This window comes from Litoribacillus peritrichatus (assembly GCF_039537985.1).
GTDB classification, from domain to species: Bacteria; Pseudomonadota; Gammaproteobacteria; order Pseudomonadales; family Litoribrevibacteraceae; genus Litoribacillus; species Litoribacillus peritrichatus.
The window spans coordinates 1,297,858-1,318,593 of record NZ_BAABBN010000007.1 but is presented as its reverse complement, the minus strand read 5'-3'; the positions used below and the strand labels follow the sequence as shown (position 1 = coordinate 1,318,593).

General features: G+C 43.6%; 27 protein-coding genes. 22 read left to right on the top strand and 5 right to left on the bottom strand.

Features of this window, described 5'->3' with window-relative positions:
• Positions 1-758 precede the first annotated feature (758 nt).
• The 3 genes from ABD744_RS15670 to ABD744_RS15660 all read left to right on the top strand — a co-directional run bounded on the left by ABD744_RS15670 (position 759) and on the right by ABD744_RS15660 (position 2,890).
• Positions 759-1,106 (top strand): helix-turn-helix domain-containing protein, encoded by a 348-nt coding sequence (locus tag ABD744_RS15670; protein WP_344799471.1) that lies wholly within the window; start codon positions 759-761, stop codon positions 1,104-1,106.
• Positions 1,103-2,392 (top strand): type II toxin-antitoxin system HipA family toxin, encoded by a 1,290-nt coding sequence (locus tag ABD744_RS15665; protein WP_344799470.1) that lies wholly within the window; start codon positions 1,103-1,105, stop codon positions 2,390-2,392. The genes ABD744_RS15670 and ABD744_RS15665 overlap by 4 nt, the downstream gene beginning before the upstream one ends.
• 117 nt (positions 2,393-2,509) lie before the next feature.
• Entirely contained in the window at positions 2,510-2,890 is a 381-nt protein-coding gene (locus ABD744_RS15660; protein ID WP_272965413.1) for a VOC family protein, read from the top strand.
• 34 nt (positions 2,891-2,924) lie between these two features.
• Here ABD744_RS15660 and ABD744_RS15655 read toward each other — a convergent pair whose 3' ends face one another.
• Complete coding sequence (locus tag ABD744_RS15655) at positions 2,925-3,401, bottom strand: GNAT family N-acetyltransferase (RefSeq protein WP_272965412.1); 477 nt, start codon at positions 3,399-3,401, stop codon at positions 2,925-2,927.
• Between the two features lie 137 nt (positions 3,402-3,538).
• Between ABD744_RS15655 and ABD744_RS15650 the strand changes: the two genes are divergently transcribed.
• Together ABD744_RS15650 and ABD744_RS15645 are read left to right on the top strand one after the other, a co-directional pair.
• Positions 3,539-4,147: a glutathione S-transferase family protein gene (locus tag ABD744_RS15650; protein WP_272965411.1), complete on the top strand. Its 609-nt coding sequence runs from the start codon at positions 3,539-3,541 to the stop codon at positions 4,145-4,147.
• A 10-nt stretch (positions 4,148-4,157) separates the two neighbouring features.
• On the top strand, positions 4,158-4,880 hold the full coding sequence (locus ABD744_RS15645; protein ID WP_344799469.1) for a helix-turn-helix transcriptional regulator: 723 nt from the start codon (positions 4,158-4,160) through the stop codon (positions 4,878-4,880).
• Here ABD744_RS15645 and ABD744_RS15640 read toward each other — a convergent pair.
• On the bottom strand, positions 4,871-5,260 hold the full coding sequence (locus ABD744_RS15640) for a winged helix-turn-helix transcriptional regulator (RefSeq protein WP_344799468.1): 390 nt from the start codon (positions 5,258-5,260) through the stop codon (positions 4,871-4,873). The two genes, ABD744_RS15645 and ABD744_RS15640, sit on opposite strands and share 10 nt — an antisense overlap.
• A gap of 130 nt (positions 5,261-5,390) precedes the next feature.
• Between ABD744_RS15640 and ABD744_RS15635 the strand changes: the two genes are divergently transcribed.
• The 8 genes from ABD744_RS15635 to ABD744_RS15600 all read left to right on the top strand — a co-directional run bounded on the left by ABD744_RS15635 (position 5,391) and on the right by ABD744_RS15600 (position 12,890).
• A complete protein-coding gene (locus ABD744_RS15635; protein ID WP_344799467.1) occupies positions 5,391-5,945 on the top strand; it encodes a carboxymuconolactone decarboxylase family protein in 555 nt (184 codons plus the stop codon).
• 331 nt (positions 5,946-6,276) lie between these two features.
• Positions 6,277-7,473, top strand: a complete 1,197-nt coding sequence (locus ABD744_RS15630; RefSeq protein ID WP_344799628.1) for a MerR family transcriptional regulator — start codon at positions 6,277-6,279, stop codon at positions 7,471-7,473.
• 215 nt (positions 7,474-7,688) lie between these two features.
• Positions 7,689-8,438: an SDR family NAD(P)-dependent oxidoreductase gene (locus ABD744_RS15625; RefSeq protein WP_344799466.1), complete on the top strand. Its 750-nt coding sequence runs from the start codon at positions 7,689-7,691 to the stop codon at positions 8,436-8,438.
• Positions 8,439-8,493: 55 nt separating this feature from the next.
• Positions 8,494-9,105: a TetR/AcrR family transcriptional regulator gene (locus tag ABD744_RS15620; protein WP_344799465.1), complete on the top strand. Its 612-nt coding sequence runs from the start codon at positions 8,494-8,496 to the stop codon at positions 9,103-9,105.
• A complete protein-coding gene (locus ABD744_RS15615) occupies positions 9,102-10,289 on the top strand; it encodes an SDR family NAD(P)-dependent oxidoreductase (RefSeq protein ID WP_344799464.1) in 1,188 nt (395 codons plus the stop codon). The genes ABD744_RS15620 and ABD744_RS15615 overlap by 4 nt, the downstream gene beginning before the upstream one ends.
• Before the next feature lie 52 nt (positions 10,290-10,341).
• Entirely contained in the window at positions 10,342-11,223 is an 882-nt protein-coding gene (locus tag ABD744_RS15610; protein WP_344799463.1) for a carboxymuconolactone decarboxylase family protein, read from the top strand.
• Positions 11,216-12,076: a haloacid dehalogenase type II gene (locus ABD744_RS15605; protein WP_344799462.1), complete on the top strand. Its 861-nt coding sequence runs from the start codon at positions 11,216-11,218 to the stop codon at positions 12,074-12,076. Before ABD744_RS15610 ends, ABD744_RS15605 begins: the two co-directional genes overlap by 8 nt.
• Positions 12,077-12,251: 175 nt before the next feature.
• Positions 12,252-12,890, top strand: coding sequence for a suppressor of fused domain protein (locus ABD744_RS15600; RefSeq protein WP_344799461.1), 639 nt, complete (start codon positions 12,252-12,254; stop codon positions 12,888-12,890).
• A gap of 88 nt (positions 12,891-12,978) precedes the next feature.
• Here ABD744_RS15600 and ABD744_RS15595 read toward each other — a convergent pair whose 3' ends face one another.
• The 3 genes from ABD744_RS15595 to ABD744_RS15585 all read right to left on the bottom strand — a co-directional run bounded on the left by ABD744_RS15595 (position 12,979) and on the right by ABD744_RS15585 (position 14,970).
• Positions 12,979-13,581: a LysE family translocator gene (locus ABD744_RS15595; RefSeq protein WP_344799460.1), complete on the bottom strand. Its 603-nt coding sequence runs from the start codon at positions 13,579-13,581 to the stop codon at positions 12,979-12,981.
• 105 nt (positions 13,582-13,686) lie between these two features.
• Entirely contained in the window at positions 13,687-14,076 is a 390-nt protein-coding gene (locus ABD744_RS15590) for a VOC family protein (RefSeq protein WP_344799459.1), read from the bottom strand.
• Positions 14,077-14,088: 12 nt separating this feature from the next.
• Positions 14,089-14,970 (bottom strand): LysR family transcriptional regulator, encoded by an 882-nt coding sequence (locus ABD744_RS15585; protein WP_344799458.1) that lies wholly within the window; start codon positions 14,968-14,970, stop codon positions 14,089-14,091.
• Positions 14,971-15,067: 97 nt separating this feature from the next.
• Here ABD744_RS15585 and ABD744_RS15580 point away from each other — a divergent pair, with 97 nt between their 5' ends.
• The 9 genes from ABD744_RS15580 (at position 15,068) to ABD744_RS15545 (ending at position 20,723) form a co-directional block, all read left to right on the top strand.
• Complete coding sequence (locus tag ABD744_RS15580; RefSeq protein ID WP_344799457.1) at positions 15,068-15,694, top strand: FMN-dependent NADH-azoreductase; 627 nt, start codon at positions 15,068-15,070, stop codon at positions 15,692-15,694.
• Between the two features lies 1 nt (position 15,695).
• Complete coding sequence (locus ABD744_RS15575) at positions 15,696-16,478, top strand: SDR family oxidoreductase (RefSeq protein WP_344799456.1); 783 nt, start codon at positions 15,696-15,698, stop codon at positions 16,476-16,478.
• Positions 16,479-16,693: 215 nt separating this feature from the next.
• On the top strand, positions 16,694-17,308 hold the full coding sequence (locus ABD744_RS15570; RefSeq protein ID WP_344799455.1) for a hypothetical protein: 615 nt from the start codon (positions 16,694-16,696) through the stop codon (positions 17,306-17,308).
• 65 nt (positions 17,309-17,373) lie between these two features.
• Positions 17,374-17,736, top strand: coding sequence for a MerR family transcriptional regulator (locus tag ABD744_RS23180; RefSeq protein ID WP_425562177.1), 363 nt, complete (start codon positions 17,374-17,376; stop codon positions 17,734-17,736).
• Positions 17,737-17,792: 56 nt separating this feature from the next.
• Entirely contained in the window at positions 17,793-18,089 is a 297-nt protein-coding gene (locus tag ABD744_RS15565; protein WP_272965372.1) for a putative quinol monooxygenase, read from the top strand.
• Between the two features lie 324 nt (positions 18,090-18,413).
• Positions 18,414-18,698 (top strand): helix-turn-helix transcriptional regulator, encoded by a 285-nt coding sequence (locus tag ABD744_RS15560; protein ID WP_344799454.1) that lies wholly within the window; start codon positions 18,414-18,416, stop codon positions 18,696-18,698.
• Entirely contained in the window at positions 18,691-18,894 is a 204-nt protein-coding gene (locus ABD744_RS15555; RefSeq protein WP_272965370.1) for a hypothetical protein, read from the top strand. The genes ABD744_RS15560 and ABD744_RS15555 overlap by 8 nt, the downstream gene beginning before the upstream one ends.
• 272 nt (positions 18,895-19,166) lie before the next feature.
• Complete coding sequence (locus ABD744_RS15550; RefSeq protein ID WP_344799453.1) at positions 19,167-20,450, top strand: DUF6538 domain-containing protein; 1,284 nt, start codon at positions 19,167-19,169, stop codon at positions 20,448-20,450.
• Between the two features lie 63 nt (positions 20,451-20,513).
• Complete coding sequence (locus ABD744_RS15545; RefSeq protein WP_344799452.1) at positions 20,514-20,723, top strand: hypothetical protein; 210 nt, start codon at positions 20,514-20,516, stop codon at positions 20,721-20,723.
• The last annotated feature ends 13 nt before the right edge of the window (positions 20,724-20,736 follow it).

The window sequence follows — 20,736 nt, the reverse complement described above, 5'->3', positions numbered from 1 at the left end:
TAAACGGCCATACGTTTACTGGTGCAGCATATAGATTTAAATCAGTAGCGCACCAGATAAGCTCTTGCCAGAGAATGATAATTCGAGGCTTAGAGCGCCGCCTGAGGATAGAACGGACGGGGCAACGTCCTTCTCAAGATAGGTGCGGGGAGGGAAAAATCTTCGATTTTGTACTACACGCACACATCTTGCGGTCATCGTAAAGCCGCGCCAATAGCGGAACTATGCAGCATTGCAGCAATTTATTCCTAGTCACTCTTGTCTCATCTTCACGATGACGGCGGTGCTGAGGCCTGCCCCAAGGGCAGAAGTTTACTCTTTAATGCTCCGCACCCACTGCCTGTTTACCGACTGCCGATATTGATTACAAGCGCGTTGTTGAATCATCATATTGGCAGTCGGATGATCGATGGCATTGCCATCAGGTCATATAGGGTGGGCTTGGCGGCCAGTCAGTTTTCCCTTCACTATTAAGAGCAAGGCCTTGCGCTACTTGCTATGCAAATTGGGAGAACTGGCTGGGGGCTTTTAAGGCTTTGAGATATGGCTCGCTGCATCAAAATAAGCACAATAAGCGAATTTTGGCACAACACAATAAGCGAACAACAGCACGTAGAAGCATCTCAAAAAAGCAACATATATGCTTCTTTTTACTGTTGAAAGACTTCAACTCTACAAAAGCAACTTATATGTTGCCAAAACCGCAAAAAGAAACTAATATGTTTCTTAATGGTAAATAGCAACATATAAGTTTCATTATGAATTCACTACTCGAACAGATCAAAAAACGCCGTATCGCATTGAAGCTTAAGCAGCACGATATGATGCTGCGCGTTGGTATATCGCGCCAGCAATATCAGCGTTTGGAATCCAAGGGCAACCCACGGCTTGATACTCTTGAACTTGTTGCCAAGGGGCTTAAAAGTGAATTGCTGCTAATACCACAAGAAAAATTGAATGCTGTGCTGGCGGTACTGGCCGACGATACTCTTTTACAGTCTGGGTCATCAACTGGGACACAAACCAAGCCAAGCAAGACGGGAAGAGAACAAAGTGACCCACTGGCCGATGATCCATGGCAGGGTTTGCTGGGAGAGAATGAATGAGCACAGATAGCAATGATGAAGTAAATGTTCTACAGCTCTCAATTCATGGCGTGCTGATCGGCTATCTCGCAGGGTTTAATAATGGCCGCAATGTCTTGAGCATTGCAGACTCATTTAAAAACGATCCTGATCGTCCGACATTCAGCCTGATTACTCATCCCGCGTTTCCGAATGTGGCTAAGCTCATGGCTGCGCCATGGGCACGAAATCAACGGCTGCATCCAGTACTTTCAAACTTGTTACCAGAGGGGTCATTACGTGAGCTGATCGCACAAGGCCTGAAAGTGCATGTAGATAATGAATTTCACATTTTCTCGTATCTTGGCGAAGATTTGCCGGGGGCAATCGAAGCCATGCCAATGGAGCCTGAAGATGTTCCCGTCCTTTTATTAGAGAGTGTCCTGAGTACGCACGGAAAGGCTAAGGCGGTTAAGTTCGATAAAGTCACCCAAGAAAACAAGTTTTCATTGGCTGGCGTACAAATGAAGTTTTCCATGAAGGAGAAGGATGGGCGCTATAACTTATCCAAAGGTGACGTGCTGGGCGACTGGATCGTCAAAACACCATCAACCAAGCATAAGTTCGTACCACTGAACGAATATACGGCCATGTCGCTGGCGGGGCTCGTTGGCGTTGATATCCCTGAGATCAAACTTGTTGAGCTGGATAAGCTCGATAACCTGCCACAAATTAACTTGCCCGATGAAAAGAAAGCCTTTGCCATCAAGCGATTTGATCGTGATGACGACTTGCGTATTCACATGGAAGATTTCGCGCAAATTCTGGTGAAGTACCCACACGAAAAATACACATCAGCTAATTATGAGAATATCGGTAAAGTCATTTATGACTTTTCTGGCGACGGCCTTGCCGACGCTCAACAGTTCGCAAGGCGATTACTGGTGAATATTCTCTTGGCGAATGGGGATGCCCACCTCAAGAACTGGAGCTTTCTATATCCCGATAAGGTTACGCCACGGCTGTCTCCTGCCTACGACATCGTTACAACCAATGTATATATCGAAAACGAAACCCAATATGCGCTCAATCTCGGTAAAACCAAAGAATGGTATACCGTCACCGTGGCGCATTTTCAGTCGTGGGCAGATAAGTCGGGTATTCCGTGGCGAGCGATCAAACCTCATTTAGATGACACAATGACAAAAGCGAGAGAGTTATGGCCTGAGGCTCTGAAAGCGTTACCGATGGACGAAGCGCACAAAGATACGCTCAGAGAACATTGGGTAAAACTTCATGATGAATTCAAAATTAATGCCATAAAGTAAGCCTGTTTTAAGAGTAAGCAGTGTATCAAACGCCGGAAAATTCAGAAGGAACAAAATCTTGTGTTTCTTCGGAGAAGAATTTTTTGAACTAACAAAACCATTAAAAAGGACCGAACAATGAATATGAATCAGGTGATGCTACCCGTTTCAAACATGGATGAAGCAACAGATTTTTATAGGCGAATGGGGTTCCTACAAATAGTAGATACTCCTCATTATGCTAGATTCGAATGCCCTGAAGGGCAGTCAACATTTTCTCTTTTTCTTGAAAAGAAGAAATGTCTAAATGGTAGTGTCATATACTTTGAGAATCACGAAATAGATAAATTGGTATCTGATCTCAAAGAACAAGGGTTCAAATTTGATCAAGAGCCGATGGATATGGAATATCTATGGAGAGAAGCAATATTACATGACCCATCAGGTAATAAGATAAAACTATATTGGGCTGGTGCCAATCGTCTAAATCCACCCTGGAGGGTAGAGCGAGGCGAATAAACGTGCAACCACTTACATCGCCTCACCTTAGTTTTTACACATGTATAGCTGATAGTCGAAATCGAACAAATTGCTGGCCACCGATTAAATAGTTTCCATCTTCGACAAAACCAAATCGAGTGATGGCTTTCGAGTTTGGCCTATCAATCGGTAAGAGCGCTGTTATTGACTCCAGCTTCCAATCAACAAACGCAATATTTTTGATCTTATCAAATACCTTTCTTCCATAGCCCCAAAAGTCAGGGTGGAGCACTAAGGCAAAATCTATCTCTCCGTTTTCGGGCTGCAACCCTCCCCATCCAGCAAAATTGTTATTAACTAATACAATCCAAGGGCCAATCCCATATTCTTCCCAGAGTTGCTTTTTCGACCTTAAAAATTCTCGGCAATTCTCCTCCGAAAAAGCGCCCTCCAGTAATGGCAGGTGCTTGCCTACTAAAGGGTTATTCATTAAATCAATGAGCTGTTTTTCGTACATTTCACTGAGATGAACAAATGTAATTTCTCCCACAAATTAGCTCCTTTCGTAACTTCTTCTCTCACTCATTTTTACATTTCGAAAGACTGCTGACAGGAGGTGACAGCAGTGCTCTGTTAATCTTTCGGCGCGTTTATTTATCATCCAAACCCTAACTTAAGGATATCTTTATGTATACACTTTATGGCTTTCCATTCTCACAGCACAGTCGACGTGTGGTTTCTCTATTAGAAGAGACTGGCTTAGAATACGAATTTAAAAACGTCGACATGATGAATGGTGAGCATATGTCACCAACATATTTGGAGATCAATCCAAATCATCAGGTTCCCACGTTAATTGCCGATAATGTTAAGATTCACGAGTCAAATGCGATATTACGCTATCTTTGTAGCAAGCATGACTTGGAGGCTTGGTACCCTCAGGATGCAGATCAGCGAGCGGCTGTAGATCAGTGGCTGGACTGGATTCAATGCCGTTTATCTCCCGCTGTTCTCGGTATTGTGCTTAACAAAGTATTTATGGGAGAGGACGCTGATCAAGATGCTATCAAGCAAGGGCAAGAAAAAATGGTAGAGTTGTCGCCTCTGCTAGAGAAAACCTTTGCTGATTCGCAGTTTCTTTGCGGCGCAAGGCCGACCATCGCCGATCTTGCGCTTGTCTCTAATATATTTCATCTGGGTTTAGCAGACGAACTTCCCACAGGGGAAAGCACTGGAAGGTGGTACAAGGCCATGCTAGAAATGGATGGCGTTAAAAAGTCATTACCAGAAATGTGAAAAGAGCCTTATGTCAGCGACAAGACGACTTTTTAGTATTATTCAGACCTTGCGATCGGCCAGGCGGCCGATCACTGCGCAACAATTATGTGAGCAGCTGGAGGTCTCGTTACGCACTATCTATCGAGATATTGCAGAGCTTCAGGCTCAGAACATCCCAATAGAGGGGGAGGCAGGCATTGGTTACATTTTGAGAGATGGCTACGACATGCCTCCTTTGATGCTTACGTTAGATGAGCTGGAGGCTGCGCTTTTAGGGGCTCAATGGGTTGCCGAGCGTGGTGATGAGAAACTCTCGATCGGCGCGAGAAGCTTGGTTGAAAAGCTAAACGATGTCGTACCTCAGCACCTAAAAAAAGTCGCTGATTCTTTGGTTGTTGTAGCCCCCTGCCTTACGCCTATCATCTCCGATACGATAGACTCCGAGGTTTTGCGTGAAGCAATGCGCTCGCGAAAGAAAGTCAAAATAGAATATACAGATGGAGCTGGCAAGGTTAGCCAGCGAACTATTTGGCCTTTTATGCTTGCCTATTTCGAAACGGTTAAACTCGCTGTCGCATGGTGCGAAAAACGAGAAGGATTCAGGCACTTTCGCACGGACAGAATAGTGGATATGGAGGTTTTAGAGGAACAGTTTCCTGCTACAACCCAACAGCTTAAGCAGGAGTGGTGGGAACAGGAAAAAGAAAAAGAAAAGCCACGGTTTCATGCAGAAGGCAGTCTCTACACATAATCCAAAGGCACCGAGTCGTTATCTCGAATCAATTCAAACATATTATCTTCTATCCAGCGATCCAAGGTGCAGATTTTCATCCTGAGATCCTGTCCGAGCGGAGTGAGCTCGTATTCGACGTGGGGTGGAACGGTGCCCATGTCTATGCGAAGCACCAGGTTCATGTTCTCGAGTTCGCGCAGGGTTTGAGTTAGCATTTTTTGAGAAATGCCTTCGATTTTCCGCATCAGCTCTCCATTTCGCCAGCGTTCTTTAGCTAGCGCATCAATCACCAGTAAGTGCCATTTTCCGGCTAGAAAGGTCAATAGACAACGTGCTGGACATTTCGCGTTGAAAACATTTGGCTGTGCTTTCGTACGATCTTTAGGTAGTTCATACATGACGAAACCCTGAATTCTACATTTATTTGACAAAAATTATGGTTACCAAAAGGTGCGTACTATATTTTTAGTTATTTTAAAAATAATATCAATACCTCAAGTTGTTTTTATCAAATATCAAGGAGTCTATATGTTTAATGCTATTCAACCGGAAACCGCTTCCAGCGAAGCCCTCGCAGCACTTAACGAAGCTAAGTCTCAATTCGGAGCGGTAATTAATCTTTTTAAAGTAACTGCGAATGGGCCGAACGTACTAAAAGGCATCGCAGCCTTCAATAGAGAGCTGTCTGAATCCATTGAGTTAACACCTGCTGAAACCGAGCTTGTTGCAATGCTAACCTCGGCGCTGAACCATTGCGATTATTGCGTTAACGTCCACATGCAGATTGGAAAAATGCATAAACTGAGCGAAGAAGATTTAGTCGAAGCCCTGTCCGCACGCGCACAGAGCCCTCGCAATCAGGCGCTACTTGATTACACCAATGAACTAGTTCGTAATAGAGGTCGCGTTTCTAAACACGCGATAGACAACGCTATAGCGGAAGGTTTCAGCCAAAAAGCTTTGCTGGAAGTGATTGGTGTCGTAGGTGTTTATACCAGTCTTCAATATATCCGACATGTCGCTGACCCAGAGCACGATTTTCCGCGAGTAAAGCAGTTTAATGCGTGCGAGCACGGCGCTTAATAAAGATAAGCGTTGAGCTTTTCGCTTGAAAGTATCGAGTGATTTAACTGGTTTGCTATCAAAGGGGGCGAGATCTGGTTGCTTATCTTCAAATCTAATCGTGCAGAATTTCTTGCTATCAAAAGATGCTTTCTTAAAGCAAATTAGATCAAGTAATTCTTGAGATGGCTCCCTTTTGTTAGGTGATATTCAGTAATGTTTGTTCCGAAAACTGTAACGGTTTCAATCTATGTCATTGGTTAGCGCTTCATAAGCGCTAACTTTCTTGCTAGGACTCATTTATACCCATTGACCTGTCTACTGCTTTACAGTTTAAGATCAATCACAGTCAATTCTAAGAAGGTTTAACGCTCTGTACAAAATATCAGAACTTGCAAGCAAAGTTGGATTATCAAGAACCACTCTTCTTTACTATGAAAAGATTAGATTGATCTCTGGCGACAGACAGCCGAATGGTTATCGAGTATATACAGAGAAAGATTTACAGCGAATCTTGTTGATCCAAAAATTGCAATCTGGTGGTTTGACACTGAAGGAATGTAAAGCATGCCTTGAGGAAAAAATTAATAAAGCGCTATTGCTGGAGCGTTTAACAGCACTTGATAAAGAGATTGAGCAAAAACAACAGTCTAAAAAGTTGCTTGTGGCCTTAATCGGTGAAGGTGACACCAAAGCGTGGCACGAAGACTTAAATAAGCGGGCACCCTATGCTCATTTAGAATGGTTATTAACTCAGGGTTTTAGCGATAAAGAAGCTCTACAACTGAAGTGGTTATCAAAGAATATGAACGAACACGACTTATATATGAATGATTTCATGAAGATTTTTGAAACACTAGAGCGATGGGGGCCAGGTAGTGAGGAAGATACCAAAAAAGCATTGCTCGCTGTACCAAAATTGCCAGAATCCATTCTGGAGATCGGTTGCGGTAAAGGGCTTTCTACTGAAGTATTGGCAAAATGTAGTAACGCAGAGATTACAGCCTTGGACAATGAGCAATCAGCTCTTGATAGGCTGGAGCAGCGCTTTGCGCAACAATGTCTGGTTGACCAACTCAGCACGGTTTGTGCAGGCATGACGGAGCTACCTTTTCCAAAAAACAGTTTTGACCTTCTATGGGCGGAAGGAAGTGCCTATATAATTGGAGTAGAAAATGCATTGGCGCAATGGCGTTCTGTACTTAAAAAGCACGGGTATTTAATGCTCAGCGATATGGTCTGGCGAACATCGACTCCGAGCTGTGAGTCAATTGAGTTTTGGGAACAAGAATATCCGGATATTCAACTGGTTCAGAGCAGAATTAATCAAATGAAAAAAGCCGGTTATCAGGTCATTGATCACTTCCCACAAAGCGAAAGCGCATGGTTAAACTACTATACGCCTTTGGGGAAGCGACTAAGCGAGCTAGAAAGGGATTTGGCAGATAGCTCCGCATTTAAAGATGTACAGAATGAGGTGAATATTTGCACTCAATTTGGTCATGAGTTTGGCTATCACATGTTCATTCTAGAAAAACTCAATTCTTAATCCCGTCTTTGTGTTTTCGACGCTTAGACATATAAGCGTCGTAGTGCCTCAAAACCCTACCTATTGACGGAGTAAGCTAGAGTAGCGTTGCATTCAAAGGCACATTGCCTTGACATTAATAGTAGATCGGTCTAATAATAAATAACAAAAGTCGAACTACTCACCTGTCTTATCGACTCTTTCGACTACAACGTAATGACCGTGAGGCTAAGGAAATGAAAAAATTAGAGGGCAAGGTAGCCGTAGTAACAGGCGGGAATAGCGGTATTGGTTTTTCGGTAGCAAAGATGTTTTCTGATCATGGCGCTAAGGTCGTTATCTTTGGTCGCGATGCAGAGTCCCTGAAGGATGCAGACATAGCTCTTGCTGGGGAAAGCATGTTTATAAAAGGCGATGTCTGTTCTCAGGAAGACCTAGAGACATTGTTTCAGAAAACACGGAACCACTTCGGCACCATCGACATTGTTGTCGCTAACGCGGGAGGAGCCATAATGCAGCCATTTCTGGAGGTTACAGAAGAAGATTTTAATTATCAGAGTGATGTTAATTTCAAAGGAGTATTTTTTACGCTTCAAAAGGCGGTTCCATGTATGAACGATAGTGGAGCGGCCATTATCGTATCATCAAGTGCTAACTGCCGAGCTGTACCGGGCATGAGTGTCTACGGCTCAGCCAAAGCTGCTGTAAGAGCGCTTGCCCGAACTTTAACCCAGGAGCTCGCACCTCGAAAAATACGTGTAAATGTTCTTACTCCTGGCCCAGTCATGACAGCGGCGTACAGCCGAACGGGTCTGTCAGAGGAAGAGATTGGCGATTTTCAGGCACTGCAAGCATCCCAGATCCCGCTTAAGCGAATTGGACAGCCAGACGAAATAGCAGCAGCTGCACTATTTCTCGCTTCATCGGACTCTTCTTTTGTGGCTGGGGCTGAACTGGTTGCTGACGGTGGCATGACACAGATCTGACATTAGGATTATCGATACTTTCCCAACTTAACCTGACAAATGATGATCAAAACAGATGGCTAGAACACGAGATATAAAAAACTACGACGACGCAAAAACGCGCTTACTGGACACAGGAATGTCACTAATACGCTCTGAGAGTTTCTCAGGTATTGGCATTAACGACGTTCTTAAAAAAAGCGGCGTACCGCGAGGTTCTTTTTACCACTATTTCAAAAGTAAAGAGGCGTTCGGTCTAGAAGTAGCCCAGTACTATCACGGCTTGCAAATAGAGAGCGCAAACCACGTATTAAATGATCAAACCCTCACTCCTATAGCTCGCCTGGAAGCTTTCTTTAGAGGCGCTAGCGAAGAATTTAAAACTCGCAATTACGCAGAAGGTTGCCTGATGTGCAATCTATCAACTGAGTTAGCGGACACAAATGATGAGTTTCAGAAAATACTCAAAAAACATTGGGCGGAGCTCTCGTCGGAAGTCGCACAATGTTTAGCGCATATTCAGCTTGGCGATATTGGTTTAGGCCACCTAAGCAATACAGAAGCTGCGGATTGGCTTATGAACGCCTGGAGTGGCGCTTTGGTGCGCATGAAAGCTGAGCGTAGCGAAGCCCCTCTTCAACTCTTTGAAAAAACCATATTTAACATTAAGAAAGGAACACGCAAATGAGTAAGAACGTATTAATCACCGGAGCGAGCCGAGGAATTGGTTACTTGACGACTAAAACACTTGCCAAACTGGGACACCACGTCATTGCATCTATGCGAGATATTAAAGGACATAATGCGGCTATTGCTACCGAGCTTGCTGGCTGGGCGGTAGAGCATGGCCATTCTCTGGAGGTAGTAGAGCTGGATGTTACGTCCGAAGATTCCGTAGATTTCGCGATACAAGCTTTGGAAGAACGTTTAAATATTGATATTCTTATTAATAACGCTGGCATTATGCCTTGTGGCATCACAGAGGCTTATACACCTGAGCAGGTTTCAGCATGCTTAGATGTTAACGTTGTCGGTGTTGCTCGCACCTGTAGAGCCGTTCTCCCGCACATGCGCGAACGAAAATCAGGGCTTCTAATCCATATAAGTTCAAGTTCCGGTCGGCTTGCGATGCCCTTCTTTGGGTTGTATTGCGCGAGCAAATGGGCACTAGAAGCTATGGCAGAATCTATGCATTATGAACTCGCCAGCTTTGGCGTGGAGTCCATAATCGTTGAGCCTGGCGGTCATGGTACTGATCTGATCCAAAGCCCTCCCGCTCCATCCGATACCCGGTGCATTGAGTCATATGGTGATATCGCTAAAGCACCAGCGAATATTGTGGACATGTTCCAAGGCGTATTTGCTCAAGGGGATAAAAGTACCGACGCACAAAATGTCGCAGATCAGCTTGCGGAACTTGTCGATATGGAAGGCGAGCGGCCGATACGCACGACAGTTGGCCATAATATGGGGGTTGACCAGATCAACACGCGAGTCGCGCCAGTGCAAGCTGAGTTCATTCGTTCATTTTTGCCGATGGCAGGCATAGAAGCACAGGATAACAGATTGTTTGTTTCGGCAACGATCACCTTAAAACCTGAACACTACGACGAAGGCTTAGCCGCCCTTGAATCCATTATTCCCCAGACACTCAATGAACCGGGTTGTCATGTATTTTCTCTCATGAAAAATAAAGAGGGTAATGGGGCGCTTCACCTTTTCGAATGTTTTGAAAATGAACAAGCGTTGCAGCTGCATTATGAGCAAGACTATACCAAAGCTGTTTTTGCTCAATATGAAGAGTGGTTAGAAAAACCCGTTGAAGTAACAAAGATGCTCGCATCCTCTTCGGTAACTTCGGCACAGTTTTAGTTCTCCAATGGCCTTGCTATAGCCCCGCTTACCTATGTGGATTGTTAATAAAATGACTGATCGAAAAAGCCGTTTGGCATATGTATTTATTGCAAGTTTCCTGGTATCGGGAATGGCAGCAGGTGCAGAGCCACTCCCCGCCAAGGAGAGTATTGATATGGATTTGTACAAGCGAGGTTTGCAGAACCTAAAAAACGTTTCCCCAAACACGGAAGGTAAGCCCTTAACAAATGGCATACCTTCCGCTCTGGCTGAGCACTTTATCAGTTTTCTTTACGGCGAAGTTTATGAATCCATAAATCTTTCGCCTAAGAATAGAGAACTGGTATTGGTGGCTGGGTTGATCGCATTGGGTGATAACACAACTGAGTTAAGCGTTCATATTAATGGTGCGCTAAATTCGGGTTGGACAGCTTTAGAAATGCAAGAGGTGATGCTGCAAATGTCCGTTTATTCGGGCTTGCCATCTTCTGTAAATGGAATGAATGCACTAAAAGAAGTGTTAGATCAGCGTAAACAAAGAGGTATAACAGATGTAACAAGCCCACCCTTAGCATCTAAGCAAAAAACAGAAAAATCAAGGCTAGAGGTTGGCTCTAATCAGCTTGAGAAGTTGCAGGTCATAGAGGCTAAAGCGCTTCAGGACGCATATAAAGATGTTTCGCCTAACTTTGCCAAACATGTTATTGAATATGCGTTTGGCGAGATATTGTCGAGACCAACGCTAGACTACCAAACGCGAGAAATGATCACGATTGCGGCGCTCACTGCAATGGACGCAACAAACCAATTAAAGTTTCATATACAAGGTGCACTAAACCTTGGAATCCTCTCAAGAGAGATTGCCGACATTATTATTCTGGTGGGAGCCTACTCAGGCTTTCCTTCGATGGCAAATGCAACAAATGTTTTAAAGGAGGTTCACGATGAATGAAAATGATGCTACGCAAAAGCAAATGTACAACAAGTCTGATGGCTTACAAGGAGTCCCTATAATGGAGAATATGATTGACCGCAGAACCTTCCTATCATTAACGGCGGGAGGTTCGCTCGCTAGTCTTATGATTGGCCATCCCCTTATGAATTTAGCAATGGCCGCCACAGAAAGTCCGGATATTAAGGCTATCGCTTTTGATGGGTTTCCTCTTTTTGATCCTCGGTCAATTATGGGTGAGGTAAAAGAAGTCATACCAGAGAATGGGGGAGCTTTCGGCAAAGCTTGGTTTGACAAAATTTTTGATTATACATGGTTGCGGACAAGCGCTGAACAATATAAGGGGTTTCATGGCACTGTTGCCGATGCACTTGATTACACCGCAGAAGACCTAAAGATTACATTGCGTACGGATCAGCGTGATCGATTACTCAATATTTGGTTACAGCTTAAACTATGGCCAGATGTTATGCAGGCGCTGAAAGTGTTTAAAAATAACGGAATTAGACTAGGGTTTCTATCTAATTTATCGGAAGAGATGTTAAGGACGAACACACGAAGTAACGGCATAGAGAATGCCTTCGAGTTTTATTTAAGCACAGATGTTGTGCAAGCTTTTAAGCCTGATCCACGCGCCTATCAGATGGGGGTTGATGCCTTTCAATTGCCGAAAAGAAACATAGCTTTTGCAGCTTTTGGCGCATGGGATGCCGCTGGTGCCAGTTGGTTTGGATATCCAACTGTATGGGTAAATAGATTTGGACGCCCTGTCGAAAAGTTAGATTCTGGGCCAATTGTAACTGGGCGAAACATAGAAACTTTAGTGGATTTCGTAGTTCGCAAAAAAGGATGAGACTTTGAACCGTATAATTATATTCTTCTTTTTGACAATCCGTTTTTCTTTGGTGCGTCTTTGTATAATTCCGTAAAGCAACAAACGTAAAATGGTATTAACTTGCTCTACGAACAATAACAAAATTTTTTATTTTGTATGATTTAATGGCATTCAACATACTAAGGTAATTTACATGAAACGCAACAAGCATAACGGTACATGTGAAACCGAGTGCCAGAAATTGTCTTTTGATATACGGCGAACAATCATACTATCCGAATATATGAAACATTGGGAGATGCCAGAGTTTAGGCAAACAATGAGTCGAGAAAACGAGCGGGTTGAACTTTACACGTTTCCCGGCGACGACAGTAAGAATGTAACGCGGTTTTCAACAATTGGTTTGTCTTCAATCCGATCAAAAGACAGCGAAAGACAATATAGCGTTGACGCTGAACTGCTGATGGTACTACCTAAAGAAGTAGCTATTGAACAAGAGGATCAAATCAAAAACTATCTATTCGACGTGGCCTCTTACCTACTTAACACTCTGGGAAGGCAATTAACTGTCGGGACGACAATACCGGAAAGTCCATTGGCACCCAATGGTTGGCCCAAGGCGCTGCTCTTCGATGAACCAAGAGGCGAACCTGAAGAGCTTAGCTGCTTTCACATCGGCTCTCAACATGTAGATTTGTTTTGGTTAATTCCTATATATGGAAGCGAGTATGAATTGATCAAAGAAAAAGGATTAGACGCCTTTGATAAACTGGATGAAACAGACGATATTAGCTTAGTTGATATTAACCGCCCCTCGTTAGTGACGAGCTAACACATAGACGACTCTGTTTAACAAAGAACTAAAATCACTGGTTAAATAGATGAATCAAACTCTCTAAAACAGTTGCTTCCTATCTTATCTATGACCCTTTTTCAGTTGCCGCCAACACACCACTTGCACCGAGATACAGCGCGCCACTAAAATAGTTTTGACGCGCGACTAGCTTTTCACCAAACACTTTCGAAGCCTTATTTGCTAAAAATACGTAACCGGAATCCAGCACTAGTGCGAGCAGCCAAAAAATACACGAAAGCATTGCTATTTGACTAAGATAAGGTTGTGACGCGGAAACAAATTGCGGCAAGAATGCGCTAAAGAATAATATTGTTTTTGGGTTGGTTAATGAAACCCAAAAACCTCGCTGAAAAGACCCTAACCCAGTAACTTCCTGAGCGTCAATTTTCTTTACAGCTTTGATAAGATGATTCACTCCGAGGTAACAAAGGTAAGCGACCCCAATCCATTTTAGCCATAAAAAACCGAATGCTAACTGAGATATAAACCATGACGTTCCTAAAGCTGAGATAAGCAGTTGCACCAGCATTGCAGCGCTTGTTCCGGCGACGGTTTGCAAACCTCGTGATCGCCCATGGGAAATGCAAGTAGATACTATGACCAACACATTAGGACCCGGGACAATAATGACGCCAATCGAGACAAGTATAAAAAGTAAAATTTCCATGGTGTTGCCTCAATCTTCGCTGGCCATAATGTAATTAAAAAAGGTTTATCGCTTTTGGTGGAATAAACCCTAACTGTTGTGATGCACTACAGAGCTACAATAATACTACACCGTCAAGTAGTTTGATATTTCGAGTAAATTTCCATCCGGATCTCGAATATAGACTGATTCAATCTTACCCTCTGCACCCGTTCTACCAATCGGCCCACATTCGATTTGTATAGATGCGGCCGTTAAAGAAGATACTACGTCCTTAATAGGGCATTCCGTAATAAAACAAATATCTGCACTACCACTTTTGGGGTGAGCAGCATGAGGTTTAAATTCTTTACCCTTAAGGTGTAAGTTTATTTTTTGATTACCAAATTTTAGGGCCTTTCGGCCTTCGGAAAACTCAATACATTCCATTCCAAGAACTTGGCTATAAAAATCACAAGTGTCTTCTATCGACTGCACAGTGAGGACGATGTGATCAATATGGGAAATTGAAATCATATTTGTTCTCCTTTAACTGAGAAGGAAGTTTGCAAAAGCTTTGCTTTTTGCTGGAATAAACCGACTTGATGGATAGACCAACCAAATTGCAGAGTCAGAGGATGCGCCGCTAACCTTCCAGTCTGGAAGCAGCTCCACTAACCGACCTTTACGCAAGTCCTCTTCAATCATCCAGTCTGCAAGCAGCGAAATGCCCGCGCCCTCAATCACACATTGTCGGATCGCGGCGGCGCTGGATATCGTTAATGTCGGCTTTATAGGAAGCGTGCAGGTGTCGCCATTAGCCTCAAATACCCAAGCGTAGCGGAAATTATCATAAACGAATGTTACCAATTCATGCTGTCGCAAGTCATCTGGACTTTTAGGTATTCCGTTCTGTTTAAGATAGGTTTTGCTGGAAACCAGACGGTAGGTAACATTAGCCAGTTTTCGCGCTACTAAAGTACTATCGGGTAAATTGCCGTGCCGTATCGCAATATCCACTTGACCATTAACAAGGTCTACCTGCCCGTCGGACAACAGAAGCTCCACCTCAATGTTTGGGTAACGTTCGCGAAATAGCTTCAGACGAGGAGCAATCACGACTTGACCGTAGGTCACTGATGCGGTGACGCGCAAGCGTCCCGATGGGGTGGCTGCGGCATCAATTAAGGACTGATGCGTTAAATCCATTTCCTCTATCAATGGCGCGATTCGTTCAAAATAGATTTCTCCGGCCCGCGTAGGAGTTAGATTCCGCGTGGTACGTTGAAAGAGGCGTGTTTTCAACAAATTTTCAAGCGCGCTTATCGAACGAGAGACCGAAGAAGGAGCCAAGTTTTGATCTTTTGCGACCTCTACAAAGCTTCCCGCTCGATACACTGCCAAAAATGTCTTAATGTAATCAGTATTCATAATTGCTTATATCACACTAATGAATTGCAAAGAAGGTTATTTATTGCGTATTTTGATTTTATTAAGGTGTGTAGAACCCCAACCATTGGAGATCAACATGACCTACTTACTTCGATTAGATTGCAGTCCCAGAAACAGTGATTCTGTGTCGCGAGAATTAGCAGATAACGCGGAGAAACGCCTACTGACATTAATTCCTTCTCTCAGCACCAAGACTCGAGATCTTGCGACCGAAAATTTGCCTCATATCACCAATGATACGATTGCTGGCTTCTATGCACCTCCGAGTGGCAAGACTGAGAAACTTAAAGCAGCCACAGCTCTATCAGACGAACTCATTCAAGAGTTAAAGATGGCCGACACACTACTAATTAGCGCACCAATGTACAATTTTGGGGTGCCATCATCACTCAAAGCGTGGATCGATCAGATCGTACGGATCAATAAAACTTTTGCGTTTGACGGGTCGCAGTTTGAAGGGCTTGTTGCTGTTAAGCGGTCGGTATTAGTCCTCAGTTATGGGGCTCAAGGCTACGCTCAGGGTGGTGACTTATCTGAGATGGACTTCCTCGAACCCTACCTCAGAGCTTTAATGAGTTTTCTTGGGATAGAAAAGACGCACGTCATCCGTATTGAAGGAACAACAGGCGATCCTGATGCACTCGAAACGGCGAAAAGGCAAGCCTTGGTTGATATATCCCAGCTCGTTGTTGAGGAGTCTTAATATGTTGCAGTCATTAAACTTTTCAGGGCGTACCGCTCTCATTATGGGTGCAAGCCAGGGTATTGGGCTAGCAACAGCTAAAGTTCTCGCAGCGTACGGCGCAACGGTTGTTTTGACTGCTCGATCACACCAGAAAATCGAATCAGAAGCTGATTCGCTTCGCTCTGGTGGATTAAGCGCATTGGCCGTTCCGTGTGATGTTAGTGATTATCTCTCCGTCACCGAGGCCATCGAATATGCAGTTGAAAAGACAGGAAGGATCGATATTTTGGTAAATAATGCGGGAGTGATAGAGCCCCTTGCACCGCTTATCGAGAGCGACCCAGATACGTGGGCACGCGCCGCTGACATTAACTATAAGGGGGTCTACCACGGAATTCGGGCGGCGGCCCCAATTATGATTGAACATGGGAGTGGAATAATCATTAATATGAGCTCAGGGGCAGCGAATAGCGCCCTCATCGGCTGGAGTCATTACTGCTCTGCGAAGGTCGCAGCCAAAAAACTTACAGAGGTTGCTCACAAAGAAATTGGAGAAAAGAACATTCGAGTCGTAGGACTGTCACCTGGCACTGTTGCTACTGCCATGATGGAAAAAATACGGGATTCTAAAATCAACACTGTGAGCAATTTAGATTGGAGCGTCCACATACCACCTGAGTGGGTAGGCGAAGCCGTTGCTTTTCTATGTGGAGACGAAGGTGCGGAGTACGCAGGAACAGACTTTTCACTCAAAACTTCAGAAGGTCGTAAACGTGTTGGGCTACCCACTTTAAGCGACTAAATCAAAGTATTTATTTTAGCATGTGAAGCGCTATCTGTGACTTTTCGTATGACGTGTGATTTAGGTTAGCCAGGGCTAGTTTAAATCACACTTTCGGTAAGTAAGTTAGCTCCACGCTTCTGTTAAACTAAAATGAGGAACGCCAAATGTTGCTGTGAAGCACTTAAGTAGGTTTTAAGTTGACTCAAGTCCCGCGCACAAATACGTTTGGCTATATGAACAGAGATTTAGACAATAAAGTTGGTATACCGTCACCCTCCCAGGTTGTAATAATTGACATTGAGGCCTCCTCTTTGAGAGGGGTTTCTGGAGATACGCATGATGCTGCACTATTAAGCTACCCTGTCGAGATCGCCGTTGCACATGATAATGGAGGTTCACAGGCTTATTTAATTCGCCCTGAGCCAGGCTGGCAAGACTGGAACAGTGAACCTAGCGATGAGGATATTGGAGCTATTCACAGAATTTCACGCACACGATTATTCGAAGAAGGTAGAAATAGTCGTTTTGTTGCGGAATGGCTCAATGAGCAAGTAGACGGTAAAATAGCCATGTGTGATAGCCCAAATGCTAGGGCCGATTTATTCTGGCTTGATAGGTTGTATGAGGCTTCAGGGGTAGAGCGTGGGTTCGACGTATTCTATTTGTATGACTTTATCGCTCTGGAAGATCCAGACTTTGACATGGCGTATGAACAGGCGGGGATAGCCGATGAAACAGAGCATAGAGCGGAGCGAGATGCTACGGAAATTATGAGGTTATACTGTGAATTTTATTCAATTAAGGCAAACAAAGAATTTTCAGCCTCCCCGTCTACGCCTACTCTTTAACTATATCTAACGCCTTTAGTATTGACCTAAAATCCACCGCTTGTAACAGAATATAGGTACGACATTTGTATATTTCAGAAATATCAAAGATATCCGGATTATCGGTACACACATTACGATACTATGAAAAAGAGGGATTGCTAGAAAACGTCACAAGAAACGATTCAGGAAGGAGAGTTTACAGTAACGATGATCTAGTTTGGATTGAATGGATTCAAAGATTAAAATCTACAGGCATGTCATTAGACGAGATTAGGCAGTTTTCTTCTTTGAGGTATTTGGGGGACGATAGCATATCTCAAAGAAAAGACATGCTTATAGATCACTCGATTAAATTGAAGTCAAATATTCAAAAACTTCGAGAGGAGCTGTCTGTCGTAGATTATAAGATTAAAGCGTACGAGGAAAAAGAAAAAAGCTTGACCTAGAGTGAACTCTAGCTTGTAACATATTCCTTAACAGCTATTTAAAGGAGTATTGAATAATGCAACAAACAGGCTACCATATCACTGCTGAACTGCGAGTAAAGGACAAAAGAAGGTTATCGGAGGCTAAAGCTGCTTTGGTAACGCTATGTCAAAATACGGTCGGAGAGTCAGGTTGCAGTTTATTTAGTTTGCATCAGTGTTTGGACGATGAGTGTCGATTTCTGTTATGGGAAAGGTTTGAAAATGAAGCGGCTTTCAATCAGCATTTCCGAGAGCAACATACTATAGATTTTGTTGCTCTAGATCTTACTGAGATTGTGCAGTATTTTCGATCTGATGTAGTTATCAAGTGAATGTGTAGATAAAAGGAGATGCAATAGCGTATTGACTAAGACTCCATTGCATTTCCTTGTTCAGTTTTCTAAATTTTTTTGAAGCTAACGTCAGACAAATCTTAATTTTGGGCGTGCCTTGTGTACCTCTAACCAACAATCTGATCTATAACGAGATTATCCTTAGCTACACTTGCCGGTATTAACTAAAAATTAGTATTTATCTGTTATCGTCATCGTAGGCTGGTTGTTTTATGGCCATCCTAAGTTAACGTTAATAAATGGGTGCAAGGCTGCGATGCGGCATTTTGCTGTTACCGCTGCTTCCTATAAAAGGAAAGCCCCATGGATGAGTTATTAAACGGCAAAAGCATCAAGGCAGATTTTGAAGCGCAGGTAACAGCGGCGCTTATGATTCAGAGCAATGCGCTTATCCCGCTTAAGCTTGCCGCTCGTTTATGTGGCATCCCGAAACACGAAATACTAAGGCGCATTGACTGCGGTACATTCCCAAAACCTAGAACATTGTCCTCAACAGGTAAGCGTATTCGCGAAGCGTTTTACCTGAAAGATTTACATGAATGGATTAAGTGCCCGCACCTCTATCACCAAAGGGGACTGCATGAGTGATCAATTAAGCTTGGCACAAATTAAAAGAGCGTATCATCAGGCTGCAAAAATTGTGGCGCGATATGGTGATAAATACCTACCGATATTCGAACGGCTTGAAAAAGAATACCACGATAGAAAAGATAAAGTTAAAATCCTAAATCGTGCTATAAAAATTGCAGAAAAGCACACGGGATTCGAACCTACAGACCTCTAAAAACTGGGATACAAAATGGTACACATACTGGGACACAAATTTTTATAGTAGTAATTTCTAATAAGCACCTAACGCACTGAAATAAAATCATAATTATAGATGAGATTTTTCAAATCGAATCCTGCCCCCTCCACCATTTTCATTTACATAATCTTAACTATTTTCCCGATAACATGTTGTATTGATTGAAATTTACTTTTCAATTGACCAAGGCGCATTTTTGCTTTACCTAAAAATGGTACACAAGGTGGGCTACAAATTGGGACACATGGATGGCAAACTATGTATTTTGCAGAGGGAAGAATTTTTATTATCGCAGGCGCGTTCCTGAATACGTGTCCGACTACGATAAGCGCGCCATCATCAAAATATCTTTGGGCACCAAAGATGAAAAAGAAGCCATCCGAAAAGCTGCCATCTATAACGACTATATCGAAGATTATTGGCGCAGCCTGATTAAGGGCAATGGCAAAGCTGATCCTGAAGCTGAATATCGCACCGCTATCAAGCTCGCAAAAGCCCATGGCTTTGCCTATAAGAATGCCGTTGAAATTGCCAAAGAACCGTTAGAAGAAATTGTTGAGCGCTTGAAGACGGCAAACAAGGCCATAGAACAACCTGAAACAGTCTCTTCCGTGCTTGGCGGCACGGATGTGCCAGAGTTACCGTTAAGCACTTGTGCGGACAAATACTGGCCGCTATGCCGTGACAGACTCACCAATAAGTCCGAGCATCAAATCCGTAAATGGAAAAATCCGCGCCTTGCTGCCATCAATTACTTTATCAGCGCTATCGGTGATAAGCCTCTTAAATCCATTGCGCGCTCTGACATTTTGCAGTTCCGACAATGGTGGATGGATCGTATTGAAAAAGGCGAAGTCGTGGCCGCGACTGCTAATAAGAACATGATGTATGTGAAAGACATGCTTCAGGTGGTCGGGCTTCAATATGAAGTGGCTACCGATTTTGATGTGCAGTTTTCAAAAATACGCCTTAAGGAACTGGAGCAATCACGGCCTCCTTTTGAAGCCAGCTATGTTCAAGATGTCTTACTTTCCAAGCACGCCCTCAATGGATTGAATGATGAGGCGAGGCTTTTAGTATTTGCCATGGCCGATACTGGCGCGCGGGAATCTGAGCTGATCGGCCTTACAAAAGAAGATATCGTTCTGGATGAGCCTATTCCCTATATTTGGATTCGCGCGCGTGAAAACAAAGCGCTCAAAACGCTTACCTCAGAGCGCAAAATCCCGCTCGTTGGTGCCGCGCTTCATGCCTTCCAACAACTACCGAGTGGATTTAACCATTATCGCACTGCCGATACCGCGTCCACGACCATCAATAAATATTTGCGTGAAAACTATTTAAAGCCAACACCAAATCATTCCCTCTATTCGTTGCGCCATACCTTTAAAGACCGCCTCCGCGACGCAGGCGCGCCAGAGGAAGTCATCGACGAACTTATGGGGCACAAGAAGTCGGGGCCGAAATACGGCCGTGGTCACATGCTTGAGAAAAAGCACGAGTGGCTTAAGAAAATCGCTTTTAGCGTCTAATCACGATTTTTATTGAAAAAACTTAAAGTTTTTTGATATCTGTAAAACTGAAAGGTTTTGCAAATGGACAGAAACAACAAAAATAACACCTTTGAGCAATTATCAAACAGCCCTGACAAAGGTTTATCAACCATTGAAGAAATATCTGACACATTAATATCTGAAATCTGGGGGGAATCTATAAAGGTTGATAACCAACAACAGTCTTCAGAAACTATGCCCATAAAGACATTCGCTCCCACTGACCAAGAAAATCCATCACCAGACATCTAGAACAATATTGAAA

Bases quoted from the DNA above. Each gene is read 5' to 3' on its own strand.
- ABD744_RS15670 (WP_344799471.1), top strand. From the start codon at position 759: ATGAATTCACTACTCGAACAGATCAAAAAACGCCGTATCGCATTGAAG.
- ABD744_RS15625 (WP_344799466.1), top strand. From the start codon at position 7,689: ATGAAAAAATTAGAGGGCAAGGTAGCCGTAGTAACAGGCGGGAATAGC.
- ABD744_RS15635 (WP_344799467.1), top strand. From the start codon at position 5,391: ATGTTTAATGCTATTCAACCGGAAACCGCTTCCAGCGAAGCCCTCGCA.
- ABD744_RS15620 (WP_344799465.1), top strand. From the start codon at position 8,494: ATGGCTAGAACACGAGATATAAAAAACTACGACGACGCAAAAACGCGC.
- ABD744_RS15615 (WP_344799464.1), top strand. From the start codon at position 9,102: ATGAGTAAGAACGTATTAATCACCGGAGCGAGCCGAGGAATTGGTTAC.
- ABD744_RS15665 (WP_344799470.1), top strand. From the start codon at position 1,103: ATGAGCACAGATAGCAATGATGAAGTAAATGTTCTACAGCTCTCAATT.
- ABD744_RS15545 (WP_344799452.1), top strand. From the start codon at position 20,514: ATGGACAGAAACAACAAAAATAACACCTTTGAGCAATTATCAAACAGC.
- ABD744_RS15595 (WP_344799460.1), bottom strand. From the start codon at position 13,581: ATGGAAATTTTACTTTTTATACTTGTCTCGATTGGCGTCATTATTGTC.
- ABD744_RS15555 (WP_272965370.1), top strand. From the start codon at position 18,691: ATGAGTGATCAATTAAGCTTGGCACAAATTAAAAGAGCGTATCATCAG.
- ABD744_RS15565 (WP_272965372.1), top strand. From the start codon at position 17,793: ATGCAACAAACAGGCTACCATATCACTGCTGAACTGCGAGTAAAGGAC.
- ABD744_RS15590 (WP_344799459.1), bottom strand. From the start codon at position 14,076: ATGATTTCAATTTCCCATATTGATCACATCGTCCTCACTGTGCAGTCG.
- ABD744_RS15575 (WP_344799456.1), top strand. From the start codon at position 15,696: ATGTTGCAGTCATTAAACTTTTCAGGGCGTACCGCTCTCATTATGGGT.
- ABD744_RS15645 (WP_344799469.1), top strand. From the start codon at position 4,158: ATGTCAGCGACAAGACGACTTTTTAGTATTATTCAGACCTTGCGATCG.
- ABD744_RS15605 (WP_344799462.1), top strand. From the start codon at position 11,216: ATGAATGAAAATGATGCTACGCAAAAGCAAATGTACAACAAGTCTGAT.
- ABD744_RS15580 (WP_344799457.1), top strand. From the start codon at position 15,068: ATGACCTACTTACTTCGATTAGATTGCAGTCCCAGAAACAGTGATTCT.
- ABD744_RS15640 (WP_344799468.1), bottom strand. From the start codon at position 5,260: ATGTATGAACTACCTAAAGATCGTACGAAAGCACAGCCAAATGTTTTC.
- ABD744_RS15650 (WP_272965411.1), top strand. From the start codon at position 3,539: ATGTATACACTTTATGGCTTTCCATTCTCACAGCACAGTCGACGTGTG.
- ABD744_RS15660 (WP_272965413.1), top strand. From the start codon at position 2,510: ATGAATATGAATCAGGTGATGCTACCCGTTTCAAACATGGATGAAGCA.
- ABD744_RS15570 (WP_344799455.1), top strand. From the start codon at position 16,694: ATGAACAGAGATTTAGACAATAAAGTTGGTATACCGTCACCCTCCCAG.
- ABD744_RS15610 (WP_344799463.1), top strand. From the start codon at position 10,342: ATGACTGATCGAAAAAGCCGTTTGGCATATGTATTTATTGCAAGTTTC.
- ABD744_RS15585 (WP_344799458.1), bottom strand. From the start codon at position 14,970: ATGAATACTGATTACATTAAGACATTTTTGGCAGTGTATCGAGCGGGA.
- ABD744_RS15600 (WP_344799461.1), top strand. From the start codon at position 12,252: ATGAAACGCAACAAGCATAACGGTACATGTGAAACCGAGTGCCAGAAA.
- ABD744_RS15550 (WP_344799453.1), top strand. From the start codon at position 19,167: ATGGCAAACTATGTATTTTGCAGAGGGAAGAATTTTTATTATCGCAGG.
- ABD744_RS15560 (WP_344799454.1), top strand. From the start codon at position 18,414: ATGGATGAGTTATTAAACGGCAAAAGCATCAAGGCAGATTTTGAAGCG.